This is a genomic window from Microbacterium cremeum, from assembly GCF_015277855.1.
Lineage (GTDB): Bacteria > Actinomycetota > Actinomycetes > Actinomycetales > Microbacteriaceae > Microbacterium > Microbacterium cremeum.
Genome location: NZ_CP063812.1, coordinates 2,726,718 through 2,746,638, shown reverse-complemented (window position 1 = coordinate 2,746,638; position 19,921 = coordinate 2,726,718). Strand labels below are relative to the sequence as shown.

Below are 19,921 nucleotides of genomic sequence, written 5' to 3'. Positions count from 1 at the left end.
TCAGCCTCGGGCTGCGGGATGCACCGGATGCGAAGATCGACCCGTGACGGGTGCTGAGTGGGGGTCGATGACGCATCCCGGCGACCCGGTATGGCGCGAGGAGGGACGCGGATTCCGGCGCTGGGAACGGACCGCTGTTCTCGGGGCCGGCGATGACGTGTGGCACTGGGCGGCGGCGGAGGTGCTGCGCTGGGGCGTCAAGACCCGCAGTGGATTCTCCGTCACGCCGACCACGGAAGTGACTCCGGGGAGTCGGCCGATCATCCTGGCGCATCCGTTCGGTCTGTCGATCCGAGAACCCGTGGAAGTGGTCGATGTCGTGGACGAGACAGACCGTGTCGGCTTCGCGTATCGAACGCTCGCCGGTCACCCGGTCTCCGGCGAAGAGGCGTTCATCGTGCATCGCGACCGAGACACGATCCTGCTGACCATCCGTTCGCTGACCCGACCGGCGAGCAGCCTGCCTTGGCGACTGCTCTTCCCAGTCCTCCTGGTGGCGCAGAGCGTCGCGCGCCGCCGCTACACCCGCGCCCTCCGCCACCGCGCTCCGCGCTGACAGGCGCCGCACTGCTCGCCGGATCGAGGTCGGTGGTCGTACGGTGACAAGGGTGAGTCGGGTGGCTCACCGCCAGCCGAGGAGGCGCGATGAGCATCGTATTCATCCACGCGACGGTGACTCTCGACGGGTTCCTGGCCGATGCGGACGGCGGAGTGGACTGGATGTTCGACTTTCCCTCCGCCCCGCAGGACGAGGACGTCGTGAACCGCGTCTGCGAGCGGATCGGTGCCGTCGTGGGCGGAGCGAACCGGACGCAGACCATCGAAGACGACGAGCGGCCGTACGGCGGAATGATCAAGGCGCCGGTGCTCCTCATGACCCATCGCCCGGCGGAGCCGGTCGTGAGGGATGGCGTCAGGTACACCTTCGTCGTCGACGACATCGCAGCGGCGGTGAGGGCGGCGAAGGAGGCCGCGGGAGACAAGTGGGTGAGCCTCCTCGGCGGGAAGGTCTCGCGCCAGTGCCTTCAGCTCGGCCTGGTCGACGAGATCGAACATCGCGTCGCCCGGAGCGGCCTCCGACCAGTCGATGATGCCGGTGACCTCGTCGCCGTCGACGAAGACGTGGCTGATCTGCAGGTCGCCGTGGATGAACGACGACCTCCACGGGCGCAGCGCCGCCTCGGCGATCTCGCGGTTGCGGTTGATCACCTCGGCAGGCAGGACACCGTTGTCGAGCAGCCACGCGCACTCGCGGGCGAGCTCCGCCGCGATGTCGTCGAGGTTGCGGCCCGGCCAGCGCGGCACCGGTGCATCGTGCAGCCTCCGTATGGCGGCGCCGACCGCGGCCCACGCTGCGGGCGACGCGCGCGACGGCTCACCGAGAACGCCGAGCGCCTCGCCGCGCACTGCTTCGATGGCGAGCACAGGCGGCCGGCGCCAGAGGATCGGCGGCGTCGGCACCGGCGCCATGGCCATCGCCCGGACCTCGACGTCGGCGTGGGCGGGCTCCGCGTCGATCTTCAGGAACACCTCACCGACCCGCAGCGTCGCCCGCTGACGGTGTGCGACGACGACCTCGACCTCTTCCACACCGGCCATCCTGGCAGCGTCAGGCGCCGTCGCGGGAGCCGTCCCACAGGAGGATGCGCGGATGCCGCGGGGCGAGGCATCCGCTCCGCGCATCGAAGGGTCCCGTGACGCCGACGACGTCGCGCACGCGCCCCCCGCCGCCTCCGCGCCCGGCAGCGCCGCAGAATCCGATGACCGATGTCGGCCGGGTCGGGCATGATGGCGGAATGGATGCCTCAGCCACGCGCACCGAGCGGCTCCGGTCCCATCGGCTGAGCGCGCCGGCGGCCAGCGTCGCGGAGGCGGCGCGACACATGCTGGCGACGCAGGCGCAGGAGTTCTGGGGCGGACGGTGGGCCGTAGCATCCCGAACCGTCGACACCCCGACCGTCCGCGACGTCGACGCGGCGTTCGACCGGGGCGAGATCGTGCGGTCGTGGACGATGCGCGGAACGATCCACCTGATCCCCGCCGAGGATCTGGCGTGGGTGCTGTCGATCACCGCCGACCGTCAGCGCCGCCAGGCGGCCGCAGTGCACCGCGGCGAAGGCATCGACGACGCCGAGGTCGACCGCGCCGAGGCGGCGGTGCGCAGCGCGCTCGCCGGCGGCAACCGGCTCACCCGCAAGGAGCTGTTCGAGGTCCTCGAGCTGGCCGGGGTGTCCACGGCGAAGCAACGCGGATACCACCTGCTGGTCGCGCTGTCGCTGCGGGCCGTCGTGTGTCAGGGGCCGGTCGTGGCGCGGGAGGGCGGTCCGACCCGCGAGCAGTTCATCGTGCTCGCCGACGAGTGGATCCGCGAGCCGGTCACGCCGGCCGATCCGCTCGCCGAGTTCTTCGCGCGGTTCGTCCAGTCGCACGGCCCCGCCGGTGCGCGCGACTTCGCGTGGTGGACGGGACTGCCGCTCGGAGTGTCGCGTTCGGCCGCCGAGAGGGCCGCCGATCGCCTCATCGTGGTCCGCGAGGAGCCCGAGCCGATGTACGTCGCGGCAGGGCCGGCGCCCCAGCCGGTCGCGTCGGTGCCGTCGGTGATCGCGCTGCCGCCGTTCGAGGAGTACTACCTCTCGTATGCCGACCGTACGGTGCCGTGCGCGCCGGAGTTCCTGAAGGCCATCGGTCCGAGCATGAACGGAATCGTCCGGCCGATCCTGGTCGCACGCGGCGAGATCGTCGGCGTCTGGACCCACTCGGTCGCGGTCGGACGGCACGGCGACGATCCGGTGCCCGAGCTCTTCGCACCGGGCGCCGCGACCGACGCCGAGATCGCCGCCGCCCTCGACCGCTACAAGCGCTTCATCACCGCCTGACGCGTTTCGTCTCGGTCGCTGCGCTCCCTCGCTCAACGACCGGGAGCCGCTGCGCCCCGGTCGTTGAGCGAGCGAAGCGAGACGAAACGCGCCCCGCGCCAGGAGCCACTGCTCCCCGGTCGTTGAGCGAGCACGCGAGACGAAACGCGCCCCGACCCGAGACTGCTCCCCGGTCGTTGAGCGAGCGAAGCGAGACGAAACGCGCCCCGACCCGAGACCGGCCCCGGCCGTTGAGCGAGCGAAGCGAGACGAAACGCAGTCCGACGAACCGGCGAACTCAGGCGTGGCGGTCGAGGAAGTCGTAGACCTCGTTGTCGTCGACGCCGGGGAAGGCGCCACGGGGGAGTGGCGAGAACATCTGCATGTGCACACGCGCGCTGGGCCACGCCTTGCCCGACCAACGCTCGGCGACGTCGGCGGGCGGGCGGCGGCAGCACGACTCGTCGGGGCACGTCGACGTCGCGCGCTCCTGGGTCTCGCGTCCGCGGAACCACCGCGCGTCGTCGAACGGCACCCCGACGGTGATCGAGAACTCGCCGGCCGACGTGGTGCCGGTCTGCGTCGAGCACCAGTACGTGCCCGCGGGGGTGTCGGTGTACTGGTAGTGCTCGGTGGTGCGGTTCTGCTCCGAGAAGGCCGACCGCGCCGAGAACTTGCGGCACGCGATCTGGCCGTCGACGGCTCCGGTCACATCCATCGGCAGCGGCAGGTCGTCGTTCTCGTAGACGCGCGTGATCGCGCCCGACCCGTCGACCCGGAGGAAGTGCAGACGGATGCCGAGATGCCTGGTCGCGAGGTTGGTCAGGCGCATGCCGGCCGCCTCGTGCGTGACGCCGAACGCGTCGCGGAAGTCCTCGACCGCGAGATTCCGGTCCTTCTTCGCCTGCTGCAGGAATGTCACGGACGCCGTCTCGGGCATGAGACAGCACGCGGCGTAGTAGTTGATCTCGAGGCGCTGCTGCAGGAAGTCGGCGTAGTCGGTGGGGCGCTTGTGGCCGAGGAGCCGATGCGCCATGGCCTGCAGGGCCATCGATCGCAGGCCGTGCCCGCCGGGGATGGACGCCGGAGGCAGATAGATCCGGCCGTTCTCCAGGTCGGTGACCGACCGTGTGGAGTGCGGGAGGTCGTTGACATAGATCAGCTCGAAGCCGAGCTTCTCGGCCATGATGCTCACCGTGCGGTGCGTCAGCGCTCCCGACACGTGCCCTGCCGCCTTGAGCTGCTTCTCGGCGAGCTTCTCGATGTCGGGGAGGTAGTTGTCGAGCTCGCGCATCTTCAGTCGCAGCTCGGTGTTGGCGCGGCGCGCCTCTTCGGGCGTCGCGATCGCTTCGCGCTCGCGGCGCTGCAGCTCGCGGTGCAGGCCCAGGATCGACTCGATCGTCTCGTCGCTCATGCCCTTGGTGACCTTGACCGGCGCGATGCCGAGCTGGCGGAACACCGAGCCGGACTGTGCGCGCTCGAGCTCGATCTCGAGGGCGGCGCGCCGATTCGGCGGCTCGGCCGAGAGCAGGTCGGCGACCTCGGCGCCCGTCGCCGAGGCGATCGCCTGCAGGAGCGAGAGCTTCGGCTCGCGCTTGCCGTTCTCGATGAGGCTGAGCTGGCTGCCCGCGACGCCGACCAGGGCGCCGAGCTCGTCGAGCGTGTAGCCGTGGGCGAGACGCTGATGACGGATGCGGTGACCCAGTGTCGACAGTTCGAGCGAGGTGGGAGCCATTCCTTGATCGTAGCGAAAGAATCGCAACTCTTGACAGCAGTTACGCCGCGAAGAGGCATCCGAATCGCGCGAAAGTAGATGCAGAGCACGAATCTGCACGTCGAATCGAAGGGGAGCGACACATGGCTCTTGCCGACATCTTCACCCGGACCGATGGCTCCGCGCCCACCCGCCCCGCGGCTACGCGGACGTACGGCGCGGTGCCGGCGATCCAGGGCGAAGGCATGGCCGACCTGATGGCATGGGTCGATGAGATCGCGGCGCTCACCAAGCCCGACCGCATCCACTGGGTCGACGGCTCGCGCGCCGAGAACGATGCGCTGCTGCGCGAGATGGTCGACGAGGGCAAGCTCATCAAGCTCAATCCGGAGTGGCGGCCCGGCTCGTACCTCGCCCGCTCGCACCCCAGCGACGTGGCACGCACGGAGGGTCGCACGTTCATCGCCTCCGAGCGCGAGGAGGACGCGGGCCCCACGAACAACTGGGTCGCTCCCGCCGAGATCCGTGCCACCATCACGCCGCTGTTCGACGGCTCGATGAGGGGTCGCACGATGTACGTCGTGCCGTTCTCGATGGGCGCCGTCGGCGGCCCGCTGTCGCACATCGGCGTGCAGGTGACCGACAGCGCGTACGCCGTCACGTCGATCGGGATCATGACGCGCGTGGGCACCGAGGTCGTGCGCGAGATCGCCGGCGGAGCGCCGTGGGTGAAGACGGTGCACTCCGTGGGAGCACCGCTGCAGCCCGGCGAGCAGGACGTGCCGTGGCCGTGCAACGACGAGAAGTACATCGTCCACTTCCCCGAGACGCTCGAGGTCTGGTCGTACGGTTCGGGCTACGGCGGCAATGCGATCCTCGCGAAGAAGTGCTTCGCGCTGCGCATCGCCTCGGTCATCGGCCGCGACGAGGGATGGCTGGCCGAGCACATGCTGCTCATCCGCGTCATCGACCCCGCCGGCCGCGCCTACCACCTCGCGGCCGCGTTCCCCTCGGCGTGCGGCAAGACGAACCTCGCGATGCTGCGCCCGACGATCCCGGGCTGGCGCGTCGAGACCCTCGGCGACGACATCGCGTGGCTGCGTCCCGGCGAGGACGGGCGTCTGTGGGCCATCAATCCCGAGGCCGGCTTCTTCGGGGTCGCCCCGGGGACCGGTGAGTCGACCAACGTCACCGCGGTCGAGACGCTGTGGGGCAACACGATCTTCACGAACGTCGCGCTGCGCCCCGACGGCGACGTGTGGTGGGAGGGACTCACCGACGAACCGCCGGCGGAGCTCATCGACTGGGAGGGCAAGCCCTGGACTCCGGCATCCGGTCGTCCCGCCGCACACCCGAACTCGCGCTTCACCGTCGCCGCCGCCCAGTGCCCGCAGATCGCGGAGGACTGGGATGCCCCGCAGGGCGTGCCGCTCGACGCGATCCTGTTCGGCGGGCGCCGTGCCACGAACGTGCCCCTCGTCGTCGAGGCGACCGACTGGACCCACGGCGTGTTCATGGGCTCGAACGTGTCGTCGGAGCGGACCGCCGCCGCCGAGGGAACCGTCGGCGAGCTGCGCCGCGACCCGTTCGCGATGCTGCCGTTCTGCGGCTACAACATGGCCGACTACTTCGCGCACTGGCTCAAGGTCGGGCAGAAGCTGCGCTTCGACCGCGCGCCGCGCGTGTTCCAGGTGAACTGGTTCCGCAAGGGCTCCGACGGCCGCTTCCTGTGGCCGGGCTTCGGCGACAACTCGCGCGTGATCGACTGGATCATCCGCCGCATCGAGGGCGAGGTGCCCGCCGTCGACAGCCCGATCGGACGTCTGCCGCAGACCTCGGACCTCGACCTCACCGGCCTCGACGTCACCCAGGAAGACCTCGACGAGCTGTTCGCGGTCGACCCCGAGCTCTGGATGCGCGAGGCCGACCTCACCGAGGAGTTCTACCGCACCTTCGACGGCCGCGTGCCCGCCCCACTGTGGGCCGAGCTCGCCGCGCTGCGCTACCGGCTGCAGCGTTCCTGACCCGGGCTCGGGATCTCCGAGCCTGCCGATCCGGCGCCCGGCCTTCTTCTTGGCAGAAGGGCCGGGCGCCGGCATTCTGCGACGCCTTCGCGTGCCGCCGCTGCATGCGGGCAGAGACGCAGATGCATCACGCGACGAGGCCTGTCCTCCGCTGTGAGTGGGATCGCATCGACGCGACCCGCGGCCGCGACGTTGACCGCAGGCACCTGGTCGAACATCTGGATCGAGGACGAGACCAGCGGAGCGTCGTACTCCTTCGGTGGCACGATGTTCAGCTTCGGCAGCCCGGTGGGTCACGGCAAGAACAAGGAGTGTCACGCGAGCGCCGGATGGGATCCTCGTCATCCCATCCGGCGCTCGATGCTCGTCAGACCAGCAGCTGGTGCCTCGCGAGCTCGCGGTAGAGCGGCGTCGACTCCACCAGTTCGGAGTGCGTGCCCTGACCGACCACGCGGCCGTGGTCCATCACCACGATGTGGTCGCTGTCGACGACGGTCGAGAGGCGGTGGGCGATCACGATGAGCGTGCGGCCTGCGGCGACCGCGTCGATCGCGTCGCGCATGCGCTGCTCGTTGAGGCCGTCGAGCGAGGACGTCGACTCGTCCAGCAGCAGGATCGGCGGCGCCGCGAGCAGGGCGCGTGCGATCGCGAGCCGCTGGCGCTCGCCTCCCGACAGCATGACGCCGCTCTCGCCGACGGGAGCGTCGAGCCCGAGCGGGTTCCGGTCGAGGACATCGCCGAGGTTGACGGCGCGGAGCACGGCCTCGCATTCGTCGTCGGATGCCTCAGGTGAGGCCAGTCGCAGGTTGTCGCCGAGTGTTCCGGCCAGGGTGGGGGCGTCCTGCTCGACGTACCCCAGCTGTGCGCGCAGTCCGGCGCGATCGATCGTGCGGACGTCGTTCCCGTCGAGGAGAACCGCGCCGCCGGTCGGGTCGTAGAACCGCTCGATGAGTGCGAGGGTCGTGCTCTTGCCGGCACCCGAGGGTCCGACGAGTGCGACGCGCGAGCCGCGCGGCACCGCGAACGACACCCCGCGCAGCACCTCTCCGTCGCTGGGATCGTGGTCCATGCCCGACGGCGTGACGTCGGGCAGTGCCAGCGCCGAGGTGTCGACATGTGCGTTCTCAAGGAGCGCGAGCGCCTCGGATTCGGCCTTGCGCCGTGCCCGCAGGACGGCCTCCGGGTACCGGAACCGCACGTCGCGGAACTCGATCGCCGGCGCCGGGGTGGGGGTATCCGCCGAGCTCAGCGGTGCACCGGCCGGATCAGCTCTCCCGTCGGCGCGCGTCGAGCCGACGGCATCCGTCGCTCGAACGGTCGCGGCGATCGCGGCGTCGTCCTGCTCCTCGCTGGGGAGGTCGAGCACCTCCTGGATGCGACCGAGCGCGCCGAGCGCCTGGTTGACGGAGGTGATCGCGCCGAAGAACGAGCCGAGCGGTGCGATGAGCATGAAGAGGAACATGATGAACATCACCAGGCTCGCGATCGTGATCGCGCCCGTCGCGACGCGGAACCCGCCGAATCCGATCACGACGAGCAGCGACACCTGCAGCGCCACGCCGGCGATCGGCACGACGAGCGCCGAGACCTTCGCGATCCGCACGCCGACGCGATACGCGTCGCTCGCCCGCTCCGCGACCGACGCCACCTCGCGCTCGGTCGCGCCCGCGGCGCGCACCGTGCGGATCGAGCCCACCGCGCGCTCCACGCCCGAGGCGAGCTCGCCGACCTTCTCCTGCTGCTCGGTCGACGCCGTGCGGATGCGACCGCTGAGGGCGGTGACCCCGAGCACCGAGACGCCGATCACGACCACGATGATCGCCAGCAGCACCCAGTCGATGAGGGCCATAGCGATGAGCGCGCCGGCGAAGAGGAGCGCGTTGCCGATCGCATCGGCCAGGCCCTGCGTGAGCGCGGCATAGAGCAGCGTCGTGTCGCTGCCGACGCGTGAGACGAGGTCGCCGGTGCGGCGCGCGTCGAACTCGCTGATCGGCAGGTGCAGGATCCGCGAGATCAGCCGGCGTCGGCTCGAATAGACCACGGCGGTGCCGGTGCGCTGCAGCAGATAGTGCTGCCACGCCGTGATCAGCGACGACGCGACGACGAAGCCGACCAGCGCCCACAGCAGCCACCCGAGCGGCAGCTCGGTCTGCACGCGCTCGATGACCTGCCCGACCAGGAGCGGCTGCACGAGTGTCGCGACCGCCCCGAACACGCTGAGCACCGAGACGACGACGAGGGTGCGCTTGTGCTCGAACAGGAACGGCAGCAACTGCCCGAACGTGGCGCGGGGTCCGTCGTCGGTCTTCCGGCGGCGGATGCCGCGGCCCCGGGTGGACTCGGGCGCGGGGTCTTCGGCGGTTTCGGCGGAGGACATGGTTCTACCTCGTTCGTGAAGGGGCTTACCTTCGACCGTACTTCTTGTGGACGGCCTGTTTGCTCACGCCCAGGGCGCTCGCGATGGCCTGCCACGAGAAGCCGAGGTTGCGCGCCTTGCGCACCTGCACCTCTTCGGCACGGGCGAGCTCGCGCCGAACGTCGGCGAGACGGTGCAGCTCTGCGAGCGGCTCGCGCTCGCCCGCCGCTCCGATCAGGGTGCGGATGTCGTCCCCGCTCATCGCTCGCTCCTCGGTCGATCCGGATGCCGCGGTCGCGGCATCCGTCGCCGTCAACCGTAGTTGACGTGACTGCGGAACGTCAACTGAGGTTGACGTACCCCGATCCCGGTCGCCGCGCTCGCTCGACGGCCGGGGGATGCGCTCGCTCGGCGGCCGGGGGAGAGGTGGGCCGGGGTGTCGCGGGCGGGCGTTAGGGTAGTCCGGTGCCCGCCCCCGTGATCGATGCGAAGAACCTCTTCAAGGCCTATAAGGTCAAGGGCAAGCCCGACTTCGTCGCCGTCGACGGCCTCTCGTTCGAGGTCGCGCCGGGCGAGTCGTTCGGCCTGCTCGGACCCAACGGCGCGGGCAAGTCCACGACGATGAAGATGATCGGCGCGGTCTCGACGCGCACCGGCGGCGACCTGTCGATCCTCGGGCTCGACCCCGATCGGTACGGGCCCGAGATCCGCTCTCGCCTGGGCGTCGTGCCCCAGCAGGACAATCTCGACGGCGAGCTCAACGCGCGCGAGAACCTCTACGTCTACGGCCGCTACTTCGGCCTGCCCGGCAGGGTGTGCGCCGAGAAGGCCGACGAGCTGCTCGCATTCGCGCAGCTCGAAGACAAGGCGAAGAGCAAGGTCGACCAGCTGTCGGGCGGCATGAAGCGGCGCCTGACGATCGCACGCGGCCTGATCAACGACCCCCGCATCCTGCTGCTCGACGAACCGACCACGGGTCTGGACCCGCAGGCCCGCCACGTGCTGTGGGATCGCCTGTTCCGCCTCAAGGAGCGCGGCACGACGCTCGTGCTCACGACGCACTACATGGACGAGGCCGAGCAGCTGTGCGACCGGCTCGTCGTGGTCGACAAGGGGCGGATCATGGCCGAGGGCACGCCCGCGTCGCTCATCCGCGAGCACTCCAGCCGCGAGGTGCTCGAGGTGCGCTTCGGCTCGGACCGCAACGCCGCCGTCGCCGAGCGGTTGCAGGGCATCGGCGACCGCGTCGAGGTGCTGCCCGATCGTGTGCTGGTGTACACGCACAACGGCGAGGCCGCGCTCGAAGAGGTCACGCACCGTGGCCTGCACCCGCTCACGAGCCTGGTGCGCCGCTCCAGCCTCGAGGACGTGTTCCTCCGGCTGACCGGAAGGTCGCTGATCGAATGAGCGATTCCCGGGAGCGCTCGGCGACCGCCGAGGCGTCGCTCGACGCGCTGCGCGACGAGGCGATGGAGTGGGGGCGCAAACCGCGCGCCCGCGGCACGTGGTACGTCACCGAGCACATGGTGCGCGCGATGCGCGCGTACGGCTGGACGATCATCGTCGGCGCGCTCGGGCAGCCCGTGCTGTATCTGCTCGGGCTGGCGGTCGGGCTCGCGGCGCTCATCGACGCACCGATCGACGACGGCGGGCAGACGGTGCCGTACCTCGTGTTCGTGGCCCCCGCCCTGCTCATGACCTCCGCGATCGCGGTCGCGTCGGAGGAGTTCACCTACCCGGTGATGTCGGGCTTCAAGTGGCGACGGTACTTCTACGGATTCAACGCGTCGCCGTTGTCGTCGGGCCAGATCGCGAACGGCGTCGTCGCCGGCGCGGGCGCGCGCATGGGTCTCACGGTCGCGCTGTACTTCGTCTTCATCGCGCTGTTCTTCGCGTGGCTGCAACCCGAGGCGCTCACCCCCGCGACCGCGTGGCTCTCGATGCCGATCGGCCTGCTCGCCGGGCTCTCGTTCGGTATTCCCCTCATGGCATACGCCGCGACGATCGAAGACGACAAGGGGCAGTTCGCGCTCGTGCAGAGGTTCATCTTCATGCCGATGTTCCTCTTCTCGGGCACGTTCTATCCGCTCTCGAACCTTCCGGACTGGCTGGAGTGGATCGGCTGGATCTCGCCGCTGTGGCACGCCACCGAGCTCGGACGCGTCGTCACGTACGGCAAGGAGGTCGCTCCGCTCATGATCGCGGTGCACCTCGTGTACCTGCTGGTCCTCACGATCGGAGGCCTCATCGTCGCCCGTCGCCTGTTCGAGAGGAGGCTCGCGAAGTGACCGTCACCATGGACGCGCCGACGCGCGCCGGCAGCGTGCGGGCGCTGTGGGCGGGCAACCCGCAGTCGGTCGTGCAGCGCGGGCTCATCGCGGCGCGGTCGTCGAGCTGGGTCGTGGTGCTCTCCGGCTTCTTCGAGCCGGTCTTCTACCTCGCCTCGATGGGCATCGGCCTCGGTTCGATCATCGGCGACGTGCAGACCTCGAGCGGCGTCGAGGTCTCGTATGCCGCGTTCATCGCGCCCGCACTGCTCGCCGTCTCGGCGATGAACGGCGCGATCTACGACTCGACGTGGAACGTCTTCTTCAAGCTCAACTACGGCAAGCTCTACGAGGGCATGCTGGCGACCTCGCTCGGCCCGCTCGACGTCGCTCTCGGCGAGATCCTCTACGCGCTGCTGCGCGGCCTGGTCTACGCGACCGGCTTCATGATCATCATGCAGATCCTCGGGCTGAACCTCGCGTGGACGGCGATCCTCGCGATCCCCTCGGTGCTGCTCATCGCGTTCGGCTTCGCGAGCCTCGGCATGGCGGTCACGAGCTACATGAAGACCTTCCAGCACATGGACTGGATCAACTTCGTGCTGCTGCCGATGTTCCTGTTCTCGGCGACGCTGTACCCGATCTCGATCTACCCGGACTGGGTGCAGGGCATCATCATGGCGTTCCCGCTGTGGCACGGCGTCGAGCTCGTGCGCGGATTCACCACGGGGATCCTCACCCCCGCGATGTGGCTCCATGTGCTCTACTTCGTCGTGATGATCGCGATCGGGCTCGTCTTCACGACGAAGCGCCTGCGCGCCCTCTTCCTCGACTGATGAGCGAAGACGACGGATGCCGCGGCACGCTGTGCCGCGGCATCCGTCGGTGTTCCGTGTGTCAGCGCCAGAGGACGGCGATGCCCGCGTTCACGAGCGTCAGGATGCCGATCGACCAGAAGATGCCGCCGGGGACCTTGCCGGTCTTGCGCTGGCGGCCGGCGCCGATCCCGAGGAGCGCGCCGATGACGACGAGGATCACGAGCTTCGTGCCGATCTTGGCGTAGTTGAAGTCGGCATCGGTTCCCCACGGGGCGGCGAGGATCAGGCCGGCGATGCCGGCGATCGCGAGTCCCCAGTGCATGAGGCGCGTGATCTGGTGCTTGCCGTTGACCGCCTCGACGACCCAGGCGCCGAACAGGATCGCGAATCCGACGAGGTGGACGAGCAGGACGACGTGGCGAAGGATTTCCATGATCGCCACGCTAGGACCAAGCCGTGCAGGCCGCCACCCAGGCGTGCCTCACCCACGTCCGGCGCGCGTCAGCCTCGCAGATCGCGGAGCAGGAGTGCGGTACGGATCGCGGCGTCGGCCGCCTCGTGGCCCTTGTCCTCCTCCGAGCCGGGCAGCCCGGCTCGCGCGATGCCCTGCGCCTCGTCGTCCAGGGTCAGCACTCCGAAGCCGACGGGCTTGCCCGTGTCGAGGGCGACCCGGGTGAGACCGTCGGTGGCGGCCGACGAGACGAACTCGAAGTGCGGCGTGCCGCCGCGGATGATGACGCCGAGCGCCACCACCGCGTCGGCGCCGGCGTCGAAGGCGGCCTTCGCGACGACCGGCAGCTCGAACGAGCCGGGCACGCGCACCAGTCGCCACGTGGCGCCCGAGGCGTCGAGCGCGCGCTGCGCCCCCGCAATGAGCCCGGCGGTGATCTGCTCGTGCCACTCGCCGGCGATGACGACGATGTCGAGGCCGGTGCCGTCGACGGTGCCGCTGATCTGGGGTGCTCCCTTGCCGCTCAACGCTCGGCTCCTTCGTGCATCTGGGCGAGCGCATCGGCGAGGTCTTCCTCGGCGATGATGTGACCCATGCGGTCGCGCTTGGTCGCCAGGTACTGGTGATTGTTCGGGCCCACGCCGACCAGCAGCGGGACCTGCTCGACGATATCGAGGCCCAGGTCGCGCAGCTGGTTGACCTTGTCGGAGTTGTTCGTCAGCAGCCGCACCTTGTCGATGCCGAGGTCGGCGAGGATGCCGGCGGCCGCGGCGTAGTCGCGGGCATCGGCCGGAAGTCCCAGCGCCAGGTTGGCGTCGACGGTGTCGAGGCCGCGCTCCTGCAGCGAATACGCGCGCAGCTTGTTGATGAGGCCGATGCCCCGGCCCTCGTGCCCGCGCATGTAGATCACGACGCCGCCGTCCTGCTCGATCGCGTCGAGCGCGGCATCCAGCTGCGGCCCGCACTCGCACTTGAGCGAGCCGAACGCCTCGCCGGTCAGGCATTCGGAGTGCACGCGCACGAGCGGAGCAGTGGTGAGATCGCCCGAGACGACCGCGATGTGGTCGGTGCCGGTGACGCGGTCCTTGTACGCCAGGAAGCGGAACTCGCCGTGCGACGTGGGAACGCGGGCCTCGGCGCGGAGGCTGACGCGGCGCTTGTGACCGCTGCGCACGGCGGGATCGCAGGGCGCGTTCTCGTCGAGGTAGGCGACCAGCTGCTCGATCGTGATCACCGGGATCTCGTACTCTGCGCCGAGCTCCTCGAGGCCGGGCAGTCGCATCATGCTGCCGTCATCGGCGACGACCTCGCCGATGACGCCGACCGGTGCGAGGTCGGCGAGCCGCATGAGCTCGACCGCGGCCTCGGTGTGGCCCGCCCGCTCGCGGACGCCGCCGTCGACGGCGCGAAGCGGAAGGACGTGCCCCGGGCGGATCACCGACAGCGGCGTCGACGCAGGATCGGCGAGCACGTTGAGCGTGTGCGCTCGGTCGACGGCGCTGATGCCGGTCGAGATCCGGTCGGCGGCGTCGACGCTCACGGTGTAGGCGGTTCCGCGTGTGTCTTCGTTGTTCTCGACCATCGGCGGCAGATCGAGACGGTCCGCCCAATCGGCGGGCATCGGGGCGCACAGGAAGCCGCTGGTCCAGCGGACCGTCCACGCGATCCATTCGGGAGTCGCCAGCTCGGCCGAGAGCACGACGTCGCCCTCGTTCTCACGGTTCTCATCATCGGCGACGATGACGGGCCGACCGGCGCGCAGCGCCTCGATGGCCTCGGGGATCGTGGCAAGGCTCATTCGGAGCCTCCTTCCGTCGGAGCGGCCGAGGCCGCGGGGAGTCCAGATGCGACCGGAGCCTCGAGCGAGGTCTCACGGGGCGCGGGTGCGGCCGGAGCCGCGAAAGCAAGCAGCCGCTGCACGTGGCGGGCGAGGATGTCGGTCTCGAGGTTCACGCGGTCGCCGGGCGCCAGGCCGCCGAGCGTCGTGGCGGTGAGGGTCTCGGGGATGAGCGACACCTCGAACCACGCCTCGTCCTCGGCAGCCGAGGCTGCGAGAGGGGCGGGGCTGGCGGCGCTCACGGTCAGGGAGACGCCGTCCACGGCGATCGAACCCTTGTCGACGACGAGCGGGGCGAGGTGGGCCGGCAGCGAGATGCGCAGCACGCGCCACTGCTCACCGGGGCGCACCTCGAGGAGGACTCCGGTGCCGTCGATGTGCCCTTGGACGATGTGGCCGCCCAGGCGTCCGTGCGCCGCGGTGGCCCGCTCGAGGTTGACCGCGCGGCCCGCCGCGACAGCGGTCAGGGTCGACATGTCGAGCGTCTGCTTCATCACGTCGGCGGTGAACCACTCCTCGCCCTGGTCCACGACGGTGAGGCACACGCCGCTGACCGAGATGGAGTCGCCGTGCGAGGCATCCGCCACCGCCTTCGGCCCGTGCACGGTCACGCGCACGCCGTCCCCTGACGGCTCGACGGCGGTGATCTCGCCGATCTCTTCCACGATTCCGGTGAACATCAGCCTTCTCCTTCTTGCAGTGCCTGCGAGGCGGCGGATCGCAGCCCTGCGGCGGCCGCCTCCGCCCGCGCGGGCGTGGCGACGATGAGCAGATCGTCTCCGAGGGTGTCGACGCTCGACACGACGAGCCGACGTGCCTGCGCGATCGTCGGCACTCCGATGTCGCGCAGCGCGAGCATGTCGCCGCCGAGCAGCATCGGTGCCACGTAGACGAGCAGCTCGTCGGCGAGCCCCTCGCGCACGAACGAGGCCGCGACGGCAGGGCCGCCTTCGACGAAGACGCGCTGCACCCCCCGCGATCCGAGGTCCTGGAGTATCGCGCGCAGGTCGTCGCCCCGGTACTGCAGGAACGGTCGGGGGTGGCGGCGCACCACGGCCGCACCCGGAACCTCGCGGGCCCCGAGCACCACAGGCACCGGCTGGTGAGCGAGCAGCCCGCCGTCCGTGGCGCGCGCGGTGAGCGCGGGGTCGTCGGCGAGCACGGTGCCGATGCCTGCGACGATCGCATCCGACGCGGCGCGACGACGGTGCACGTCGTCGCGGGCCACCGGCCCGGTGATCCACCGGCTCGTCCCGTCCGCGGCCGCGGCGCGGCCGTCGAGGCTCTGCGCCCATTTGACGGTGACGTGCGGGCGACCCAGCCGCTGCACCGTCAGCCACGTGTCCAGCAGCTCCTCGGCCTCGTGTGCGAGGAGGCCGGACTCGACCTCCACTCCCGCGTCGCGCAGACGCTCGCCGCCCCCCGAGGAGCGTGCACCCGGGTCGGAGATCGAATACACGACGCGTGCGACCCCGGCGGCGATGAGCGCCTCCGAGCAGGGGCCGGTGCGTCCGGTGTGGTTGCAGGGCTCGAGGGTGACGACGGCGGTCGCTCCGCGGACGTCGGAGGGGGAGGCCTTCGACAGGGCGTCGACCTCGGCGTGCGGGGTCCCGGCGCCGCGATGCCAGCCTTCGGCGAGCACGCGACCATCCGGCGACAGCAGGACGGCGCCGACCTGCGGGTTCACGCCGCGCGGGCCGTTGCGGGCGATCGCCAGTGCGCGACGCATCGCGTCGTGCTCGGCCGTGCTCGCCATTCCTGCCCCTCGTCTCGTTCTGGACGCTCCGGGGCACGGGAAGCCGGCGGCGCGATAGACGCCGCCCGTGCTGCCTCCCATCCGGACTAGCGGCAGAGATCGTGGTTCAGACCTCTGTCGCATCACCGTCGGTTCCGGAATTCCACCGGATCGGCCGCAGCGACCCTCTCAGGAAGAGCGGGATGCCTTGGCTCGCGGACTGTCACCGCCGGTTCGGATTCTCACCGACCCCGGAGCACGTTGATGCTCACGAGTCTAATCAACGCGGCATCCGGCGATTCATTCCATGTCTGCGAATGAAGTCGGGAGCCACGCGCGGCGCGCGACCCGATGTCGGCGCGGCGACGTAGCCTGGGGGAGGGGACGGTGAGGCGATGACCACGGCACAACGCGAATCGGCCGGGCCGAGGCGCGGATTCGATCGACTGACGCGACGGCCGTACGCCGAGGTGCTGATCATCGGCGGCGGCATCAATGGGCTCGCGACCTTCCGCGACCTGGCGATGCAGGGCGTGGATGTCGCCCTGGTCGAGCGCGGCGACTTCGTGAGCGGCGCCTCGGCAGCGTCGTCGCACATGATCCACGGGGGCATCCGCTACCTCGAGAACGGCGAGTTCCGGCTCGTCCACGAGGCCGTGACCGAGCGCAACGCGCTGCTGCGCATGGCCCCGCACTACGTCCGCCCGCTGCAGACGACGATCCCGATCTTCGCCACCTTCTCGGGCGTGCTCTCGGCGCCGCTGCGATTCCTCCGTCACGGTGCGGGCAGGCCGCGAGAGCGGGGCGCGGTGCTCATCAAGGTCGGACTCGTGATCTACGACTCGTTCTCGCGGGGCGGGGGGCTGCTGCACAAGGGGACGGTGCCCCGTCACACCTTCCACGGGCGCAAGCGGTCGCTCGCGCAGTTGCCGATGCTGAACCCCGAGGTGAAGTACACCGCGACGTACTGGGACGCCTCCCTCCACGACCCGGAGCGTCTCGCGCTCGACGTGCTGCGCGACGGGCTCGCCGCAGGGGGTGACCGGGCCCGCGCCGCCAACTACGCCGCGGCCGTCGGCGTGCAGGACGGCCGGGTCGTGATCCAGGATGCCGTGACCGGCGCCGAGACGCCGTTCGCGGCATCCGTCGTCATCAACGCCAGCGGCCCGTGGACAGACCTCACCAACCTCGCGCTCGGCGACCCCACCCGGTACATGGGCGGGACGAAGGGGTCGCATATCGTGCTCGACCACCCCGAGCTGCTGGCCGCGACCGGCGGGCGCGAGCTGTTCTTCGAGAACGAGGACGGCCGGATCGTGCTCATCTACCCGCTCAAGGGGCGGGTGCTGGTGGGCACCACCGACCTCGAGCACGACATGCGCGACCCGATCCTGTGCACCGAGGACGAGGTCGACTACTTCGTCGACCTCGTGTCGCAGGTGCTGCCCTCGATCCCGGTGGACCGCTCGCAGATCGTCCATCGATTCGCGGGCGTGCGACCTCTTCCGGGTCACGGCGATCTCGCCCCGGGGTTCGTGTCGCGGGACTACCGCATCGAGTCCGAGCCGCTCACCGGAGGCGACGCCGAGGTGCTCAGTCTCGTCGGGGGCAAGTGGACGACGTTCCGGGCGTCGGCCGAGCACCTCGCCGACCGCGCCCTGGCGTCGCTGTCGCAGCCCCGCCGGCGTTCGACCAAGGGTGTGCCGATCGGCGGTGGCCGCGGCTTCCCCACCACGGAGCGAGCGCGTCAGCAGTGGGTCGCCGCGCACTCGGCCGACCTGCCGCCCGCCCGCGTCGCGGCCCTGCTCGACCGGTACGGCACGGTGGCGGCATCCGTCGTCGACGCGATCGCTGCCGACGACGCCGACGCGCCCCTCGACCACGCCCCCGCGTACAGCAGTGGCGAACTGCGTCACCTCGCCGCCACCGAAGACGTCGTGCACCTCGACGACGTGCTCATGCGGCGCACCAGCATCGCCTTCACCGGCGGGGCGACGACGGATGCCGCGACCGAGGTCGCCGAGGCGATCGCGCCGGTGCTCGGCTGGGACGCCGCACGCGTCTCGGCCGAGGTCGAGCGGGGGCTCGCCGCCGTGCACGCGGCCGATCCGGCGTGGAACGGCCCGGGGGCGCTGAACGGGGAACGCGACCAGGCGACTGCGCGATAGCCTGACCCCACGTTCGGGCGCGCGACGCGCGAGCGGACGACCGTCGGCGCGGGCGACGCGGCCCGCCGAGGAAGGAGACGCCGTGCCCGACCACGTGCTGGCCATCGACCAGGGGACCACCTCGACGCGGGCGATCGTGTTCGACGCCGACGGCGCGGTGGTCGCCGTCTCGCAGCGTGAGCACGAGCAGATCTTCCCGCGCGCCGGGTGGGTCGAGCACGACCCTGTCGAGATCTGGACCAACACCGAATGGGTCATCGCCTCGTGCCTCACGCGTGCCGGGGTCACGGCATCCGGCATCGCCGCCATCGGCGTGACCAACCAGCGCGAGACCGCGATCGTGTGGGAGAAGCGCACCGGCCGGCCGGTGCGCAACGCGCTGGTCTGGCAGGACACCCGCACGCAGCCCGGCATCGACGCGCTGAGCGCCGACGGCGGCGCCGACCGCTTCGCGGCGCAGACCGGCCTGCCCCTCGCGACGTACTTCTCGGCCTCGAAGATCGCGTGGATCCTCGACAACGTGCCCGGCGCCCGAGCCGCGGCGGAGGCGGGCGAACTGCTCTTCGGCACCCCCGACACGTGGGTCGTGTGGAACCTCACCGGGGGCGCGCGCGGCGGCATCCACGTCACCGACGTCACGAACGCCTCGCGCACGCTGCTCATGGATCTGCGCACGCTCGACTGGTCGGACGAGCTGCTGGAGGTCTGGGGCATCCCGCGGGCGATGATGCCCGAGATCCGGTCGTCGTCGGAGGTCGTCGGGCATTCGCAGCTGCCGTCGATTCTCGACGGCGTGCCGATCGCGGGGATCCTGGGCGACCAGCAGGCCGCCACGTTCGGGCAGGCCGCCTTCGACGCGGGCGAGTCGAAGAACACCTACGGCACCGGCAACTTCCTGCTCGTGAACACGGGCACCGAGATCGTGCGCTCCGGCAGCGGGCTCATCACCACGCTCGCGTACCGGGTCGGCGACGAGCCTGCACGCTACGCGCTCGAGGGCTCGATCGCGGTGACCGGATCCCTCGTGCAGTGGCTGCGCGACAACCTCGGCATCATCCAGCGCTCCGAAGACGTCGAGACCCTCGCCGCCTCCGTCGACGACAACGGCGGTGCATACTTCGTTCCGGCGTTCTCGGGTCTGTTCGCCCCCTACTGGCGCCCCGACGCGCGCGGGGCCCTGGTCGGCCTCACCCGCTACGTCAACAAGGCGCACATCGCGCGGGCGGCCCTCGAGTCGACGGCCTTCCAGACGCGCGATGTCATCGACGCCGTCGTCGCTGACACCGGCCGCGCGCTGGCCGAGCTGCGCGTCGACGGCGGAATGACCCGCGACGACCTGCTGATGCAGTTCCAGGCCGACATCCTCGGCATCCCGGTGGTCCGCCCGAAGGTCGTCGAGACGACGGCGCTCGGCGCGGCGTACGCGGCGGGACTCGCGACGGGCGTGTGGCGCGACCGCGACGAGCTGCGGTCGCACTGGCGGGAGGATGTGCGCTTCGAGCCGCGGATGCCGCAGGACGAGCGCGAACGCCGGTGCCGCATGTGGCGCAAGGCCGTGTCGAAGTCGCTCGACTGGGTCGACGACGACGCGCGCATCCTCATGGGCACGACGGGCTCGTAGCGTTTCGTCTCGCTTCGCTCGCTCAACGACCGGGCGTCCGGGCCTCCGGGCCGGTCGTTGAGCGAGCGCCGGGCG

General features: G+C 70.6%; 17 protein-coding genes and 1 riboswitch. Of the genes, 8 read left to right on the top strand and 9 right to left on the bottom strand.

Annotated elements, in window-relative coordinates; translation table 11 throughout:
* Positions 1-43 precede the first annotated feature (43 nt).
* Positions 44-556 (top strand): DUF1990 family protein, encoded by a 513-nt coding sequence (locus IM778_RS12480; protein WP_228484532.1) that lies wholly within the window; start codon positions 44-46, stop codon positions 554-556.
* Here IM778_RS12480 and IM778_RS17780 read toward each other — a convergent pair.
* On the bottom strand, positions 520-1,599 hold the full coding sequence (locus IM778_RS17780; RefSeq protein WP_228484531.1) for a phosphotransferase family protein: 1,080 nt from the start codon (positions 1,597-1,599) through the stop codon (positions 520-522). The genes IM778_RS12480 and IM778_RS17780 overlap by 37 nt on opposite strands.
* Before the next feature lie 197 nt (positions 1,600-1,796).
* On the opposite strand from IM778_RS17780, the gene IM778_RS12470 reads away from it, so the two are divergent.
* Positions 1,797-2,876, top strand: a complete 1,080-nt coding sequence (locus IM778_RS12470) for a winged helix DNA-binding domain-containing protein (protein WP_194409192.1) — start codon at positions 1,797-1,799, stop codon at positions 2,874-2,876.
* 277 nt (positions 2,877-3,153) lie between these two features.
* On the opposite strand, the gene IM778_RS12465 is transcribed toward IM778_RS12470, so the two are convergent.
* Entirely contained in the window at positions 3,154-4,590 is a 1,437-nt protein-coding gene (locus IM778_RS12465; protein WP_194409191.1) for an XRE family transcriptional regulator, read from the bottom strand.
* Positions 4,591-4,712: 122 nt separating this feature from the next.
* Here IM778_RS12465 and IM778_RS12460 point away from each other — a divergent pair, with 122 nt between their 5' ends.
* A complete protein-coding gene (locus tag IM778_RS12460; RefSeq protein WP_194409190.1) occupies positions 4,713-6,593 on the top strand; it encodes a phosphoenolpyruvate carboxykinase (GTP) in 1,881 nt (626 codons plus the stop codon).
* 367 nt (positions 6,594-6,960) lie between these two features.
* On the opposite strand, the gene IM778_RS12455 is transcribed toward IM778_RS12460, so the two are convergent.
* Together IM778_RS12455 and IM778_RS12450 are read right to left on the bottom strand one after the other, a co-directional pair.
* Complete coding sequence (locus tag IM778_RS12455; RefSeq protein ID WP_194409189.1) at positions 6,961-8,970, bottom strand: ABC transporter ATP-binding protein; 2,010 nt, start codon at positions 8,968-8,970, stop codon at positions 6,961-6,963.
* Between the two features lie 25 nt (positions 8,971-8,995).
* Positions 8,996-9,211, bottom strand: a complete 216-nt coding sequence (locus IM778_RS12450; RefSeq protein WP_194409188.1) for an AsnC family protein — start codon at positions 9,209-9,211, stop codon at positions 8,996-8,998.
* Between the two features lie 203 nt (positions 9,212-9,414).
* Between IM778_RS12450 and IM778_RS12445 the strand changes: the two genes are divergently transcribed.
* The 3 genes from IM778_RS12445 to IM778_RS12435 are packed head-to-tail and all read left to right on the top strand — an operon-like array spanning position 9,415 to position 12,052.
* Positions 9,415-10,356: an ABC transporter ATP-binding protein gene (locus IM778_RS12445; protein WP_194409187.1), complete on the top strand. Its 942-nt coding sequence runs from the start codon at positions 9,415-9,417 to the stop codon at positions 10,354-10,356.
* Positions 10,353-11,237, top strand: a complete 885-nt coding sequence (locus IM778_RS12440) for an ABC transporter permease (protein ID WP_194409186.1) — start codon at positions 10,353-10,355, stop codon at positions 11,235-11,237. The genes IM778_RS12445 and IM778_RS12440 overlap by 4 nt, the downstream gene beginning before the upstream one ends.
* Positions 11,238-11,245: 8 nt before the next feature.
* Positions 11,246-12,052, top strand: coding sequence for an ABC transporter permease (locus IM778_RS12435; RefSeq protein WP_194411866.1), 807 nt, complete (start codon positions 11,246-11,248; stop codon positions 12,050-12,052).
* A 61-nt stretch (positions 12,053-12,113) separates the two neighbouring features.
* On the opposite strand, the gene IM778_RS12430 is transcribed toward IM778_RS12435, so the two are convergent.
* The 5 genes from IM778_RS12430 to ribD form a co-directional block, all read right to left on the bottom strand.
* On the bottom strand, positions 12,114-12,467 hold the full coding sequence (locus IM778_RS12430) for a Fe-S protein (protein WP_194409185.1): 354 nt from the start codon (positions 12,465-12,467) through the stop codon (positions 12,114-12,116).
* Between the two features lie 68 nt (positions 12,468-12,535).
* Positions 12,536-13,012, bottom strand: coding sequence for a 6,7-dimethyl-8-ribityllumazine synthase (gene ribH / locus IM778_RS12425; RefSeq protein WP_194409184.1), 477 nt, complete (start codon positions 13,010-13,012; stop codon positions 12,536-12,538).
* Positions 13,009-14,283 carry a GTP cyclohydrolase II gene (gene ribA, locus IM778_RS12420; RefSeq protein WP_194409183.1) on the bottom strand — a complete coding sequence of 425 codons (1,275 nt, stop codon included), beginning with the start codon at positions 14,281-14,283 and terminating at the stop codon, positions 13,009-13,011. Before ribA ends, ribH begins: the two co-directional genes overlap by 4 nt.
* Entirely contained in the window at positions 14,280-15,002 is a 723-nt protein-coding gene (locus IM778_RS12415) for a riboflavin synthase (RefSeq protein ID WP_194409182.1), read from the bottom strand. The genes ribA and IM778_RS12415 overlap by 4 nt, the downstream gene beginning before the upstream one ends.
* Positions 15,002-16,078, bottom strand: coding sequence for a bifunctional diaminohydroxyphosphoribosylaminopyrimidine deaminase/5-amino-6-(5-phosphoribosylamino)uracil reductase RibD (ribD, locus tag IM778_RS12410; protein ID WP_194409181.1), 1,077 nt, complete (start codon positions 16,076-16,078; stop codon positions 15,002-15,004). Before ribD ends, IM778_RS12415 begins: the two co-directional genes overlap by 1 nt.
* Positions 16,079-16,142: 64 nt before the next feature.
* Positions 16,143-16,320, bottom strand: a riboswitch (FMN riboswitch).
* A gap of 132 nt (positions 16,321-16,452) precedes the next feature.
* Between ribD and IM778_RS12405 the strand changes: the two genes are divergently transcribed.
* The gene (locus IM778_RS12405) at positions 16,453-18,225 is read left to right on the top strand and encodes a glycerol-3-phosphate dehydrogenase/oxidase (protein WP_194409180.1); all 1,773 of its coding nucleotides are present in this window, start codon (positions 16,453-16,455) and stop codon (positions 18,223-18,225) included.
* Positions 18,226-18,307: 82 nt separating this feature from the next.
* Positions 18,308-19,846 carry a glycerol kinase GlpK gene (gene glpK / locus IM778_RS12400; protein WP_194409179.1) on the top strand — a complete coding sequence of 513 codons (1,539 nt, stop codon included), beginning with the start codon at positions 18,308-18,310 and terminating at the stop codon, positions 19,844-19,846.
* Positions 19,847-19,921 lie beyond the last annotated feature (75 nt).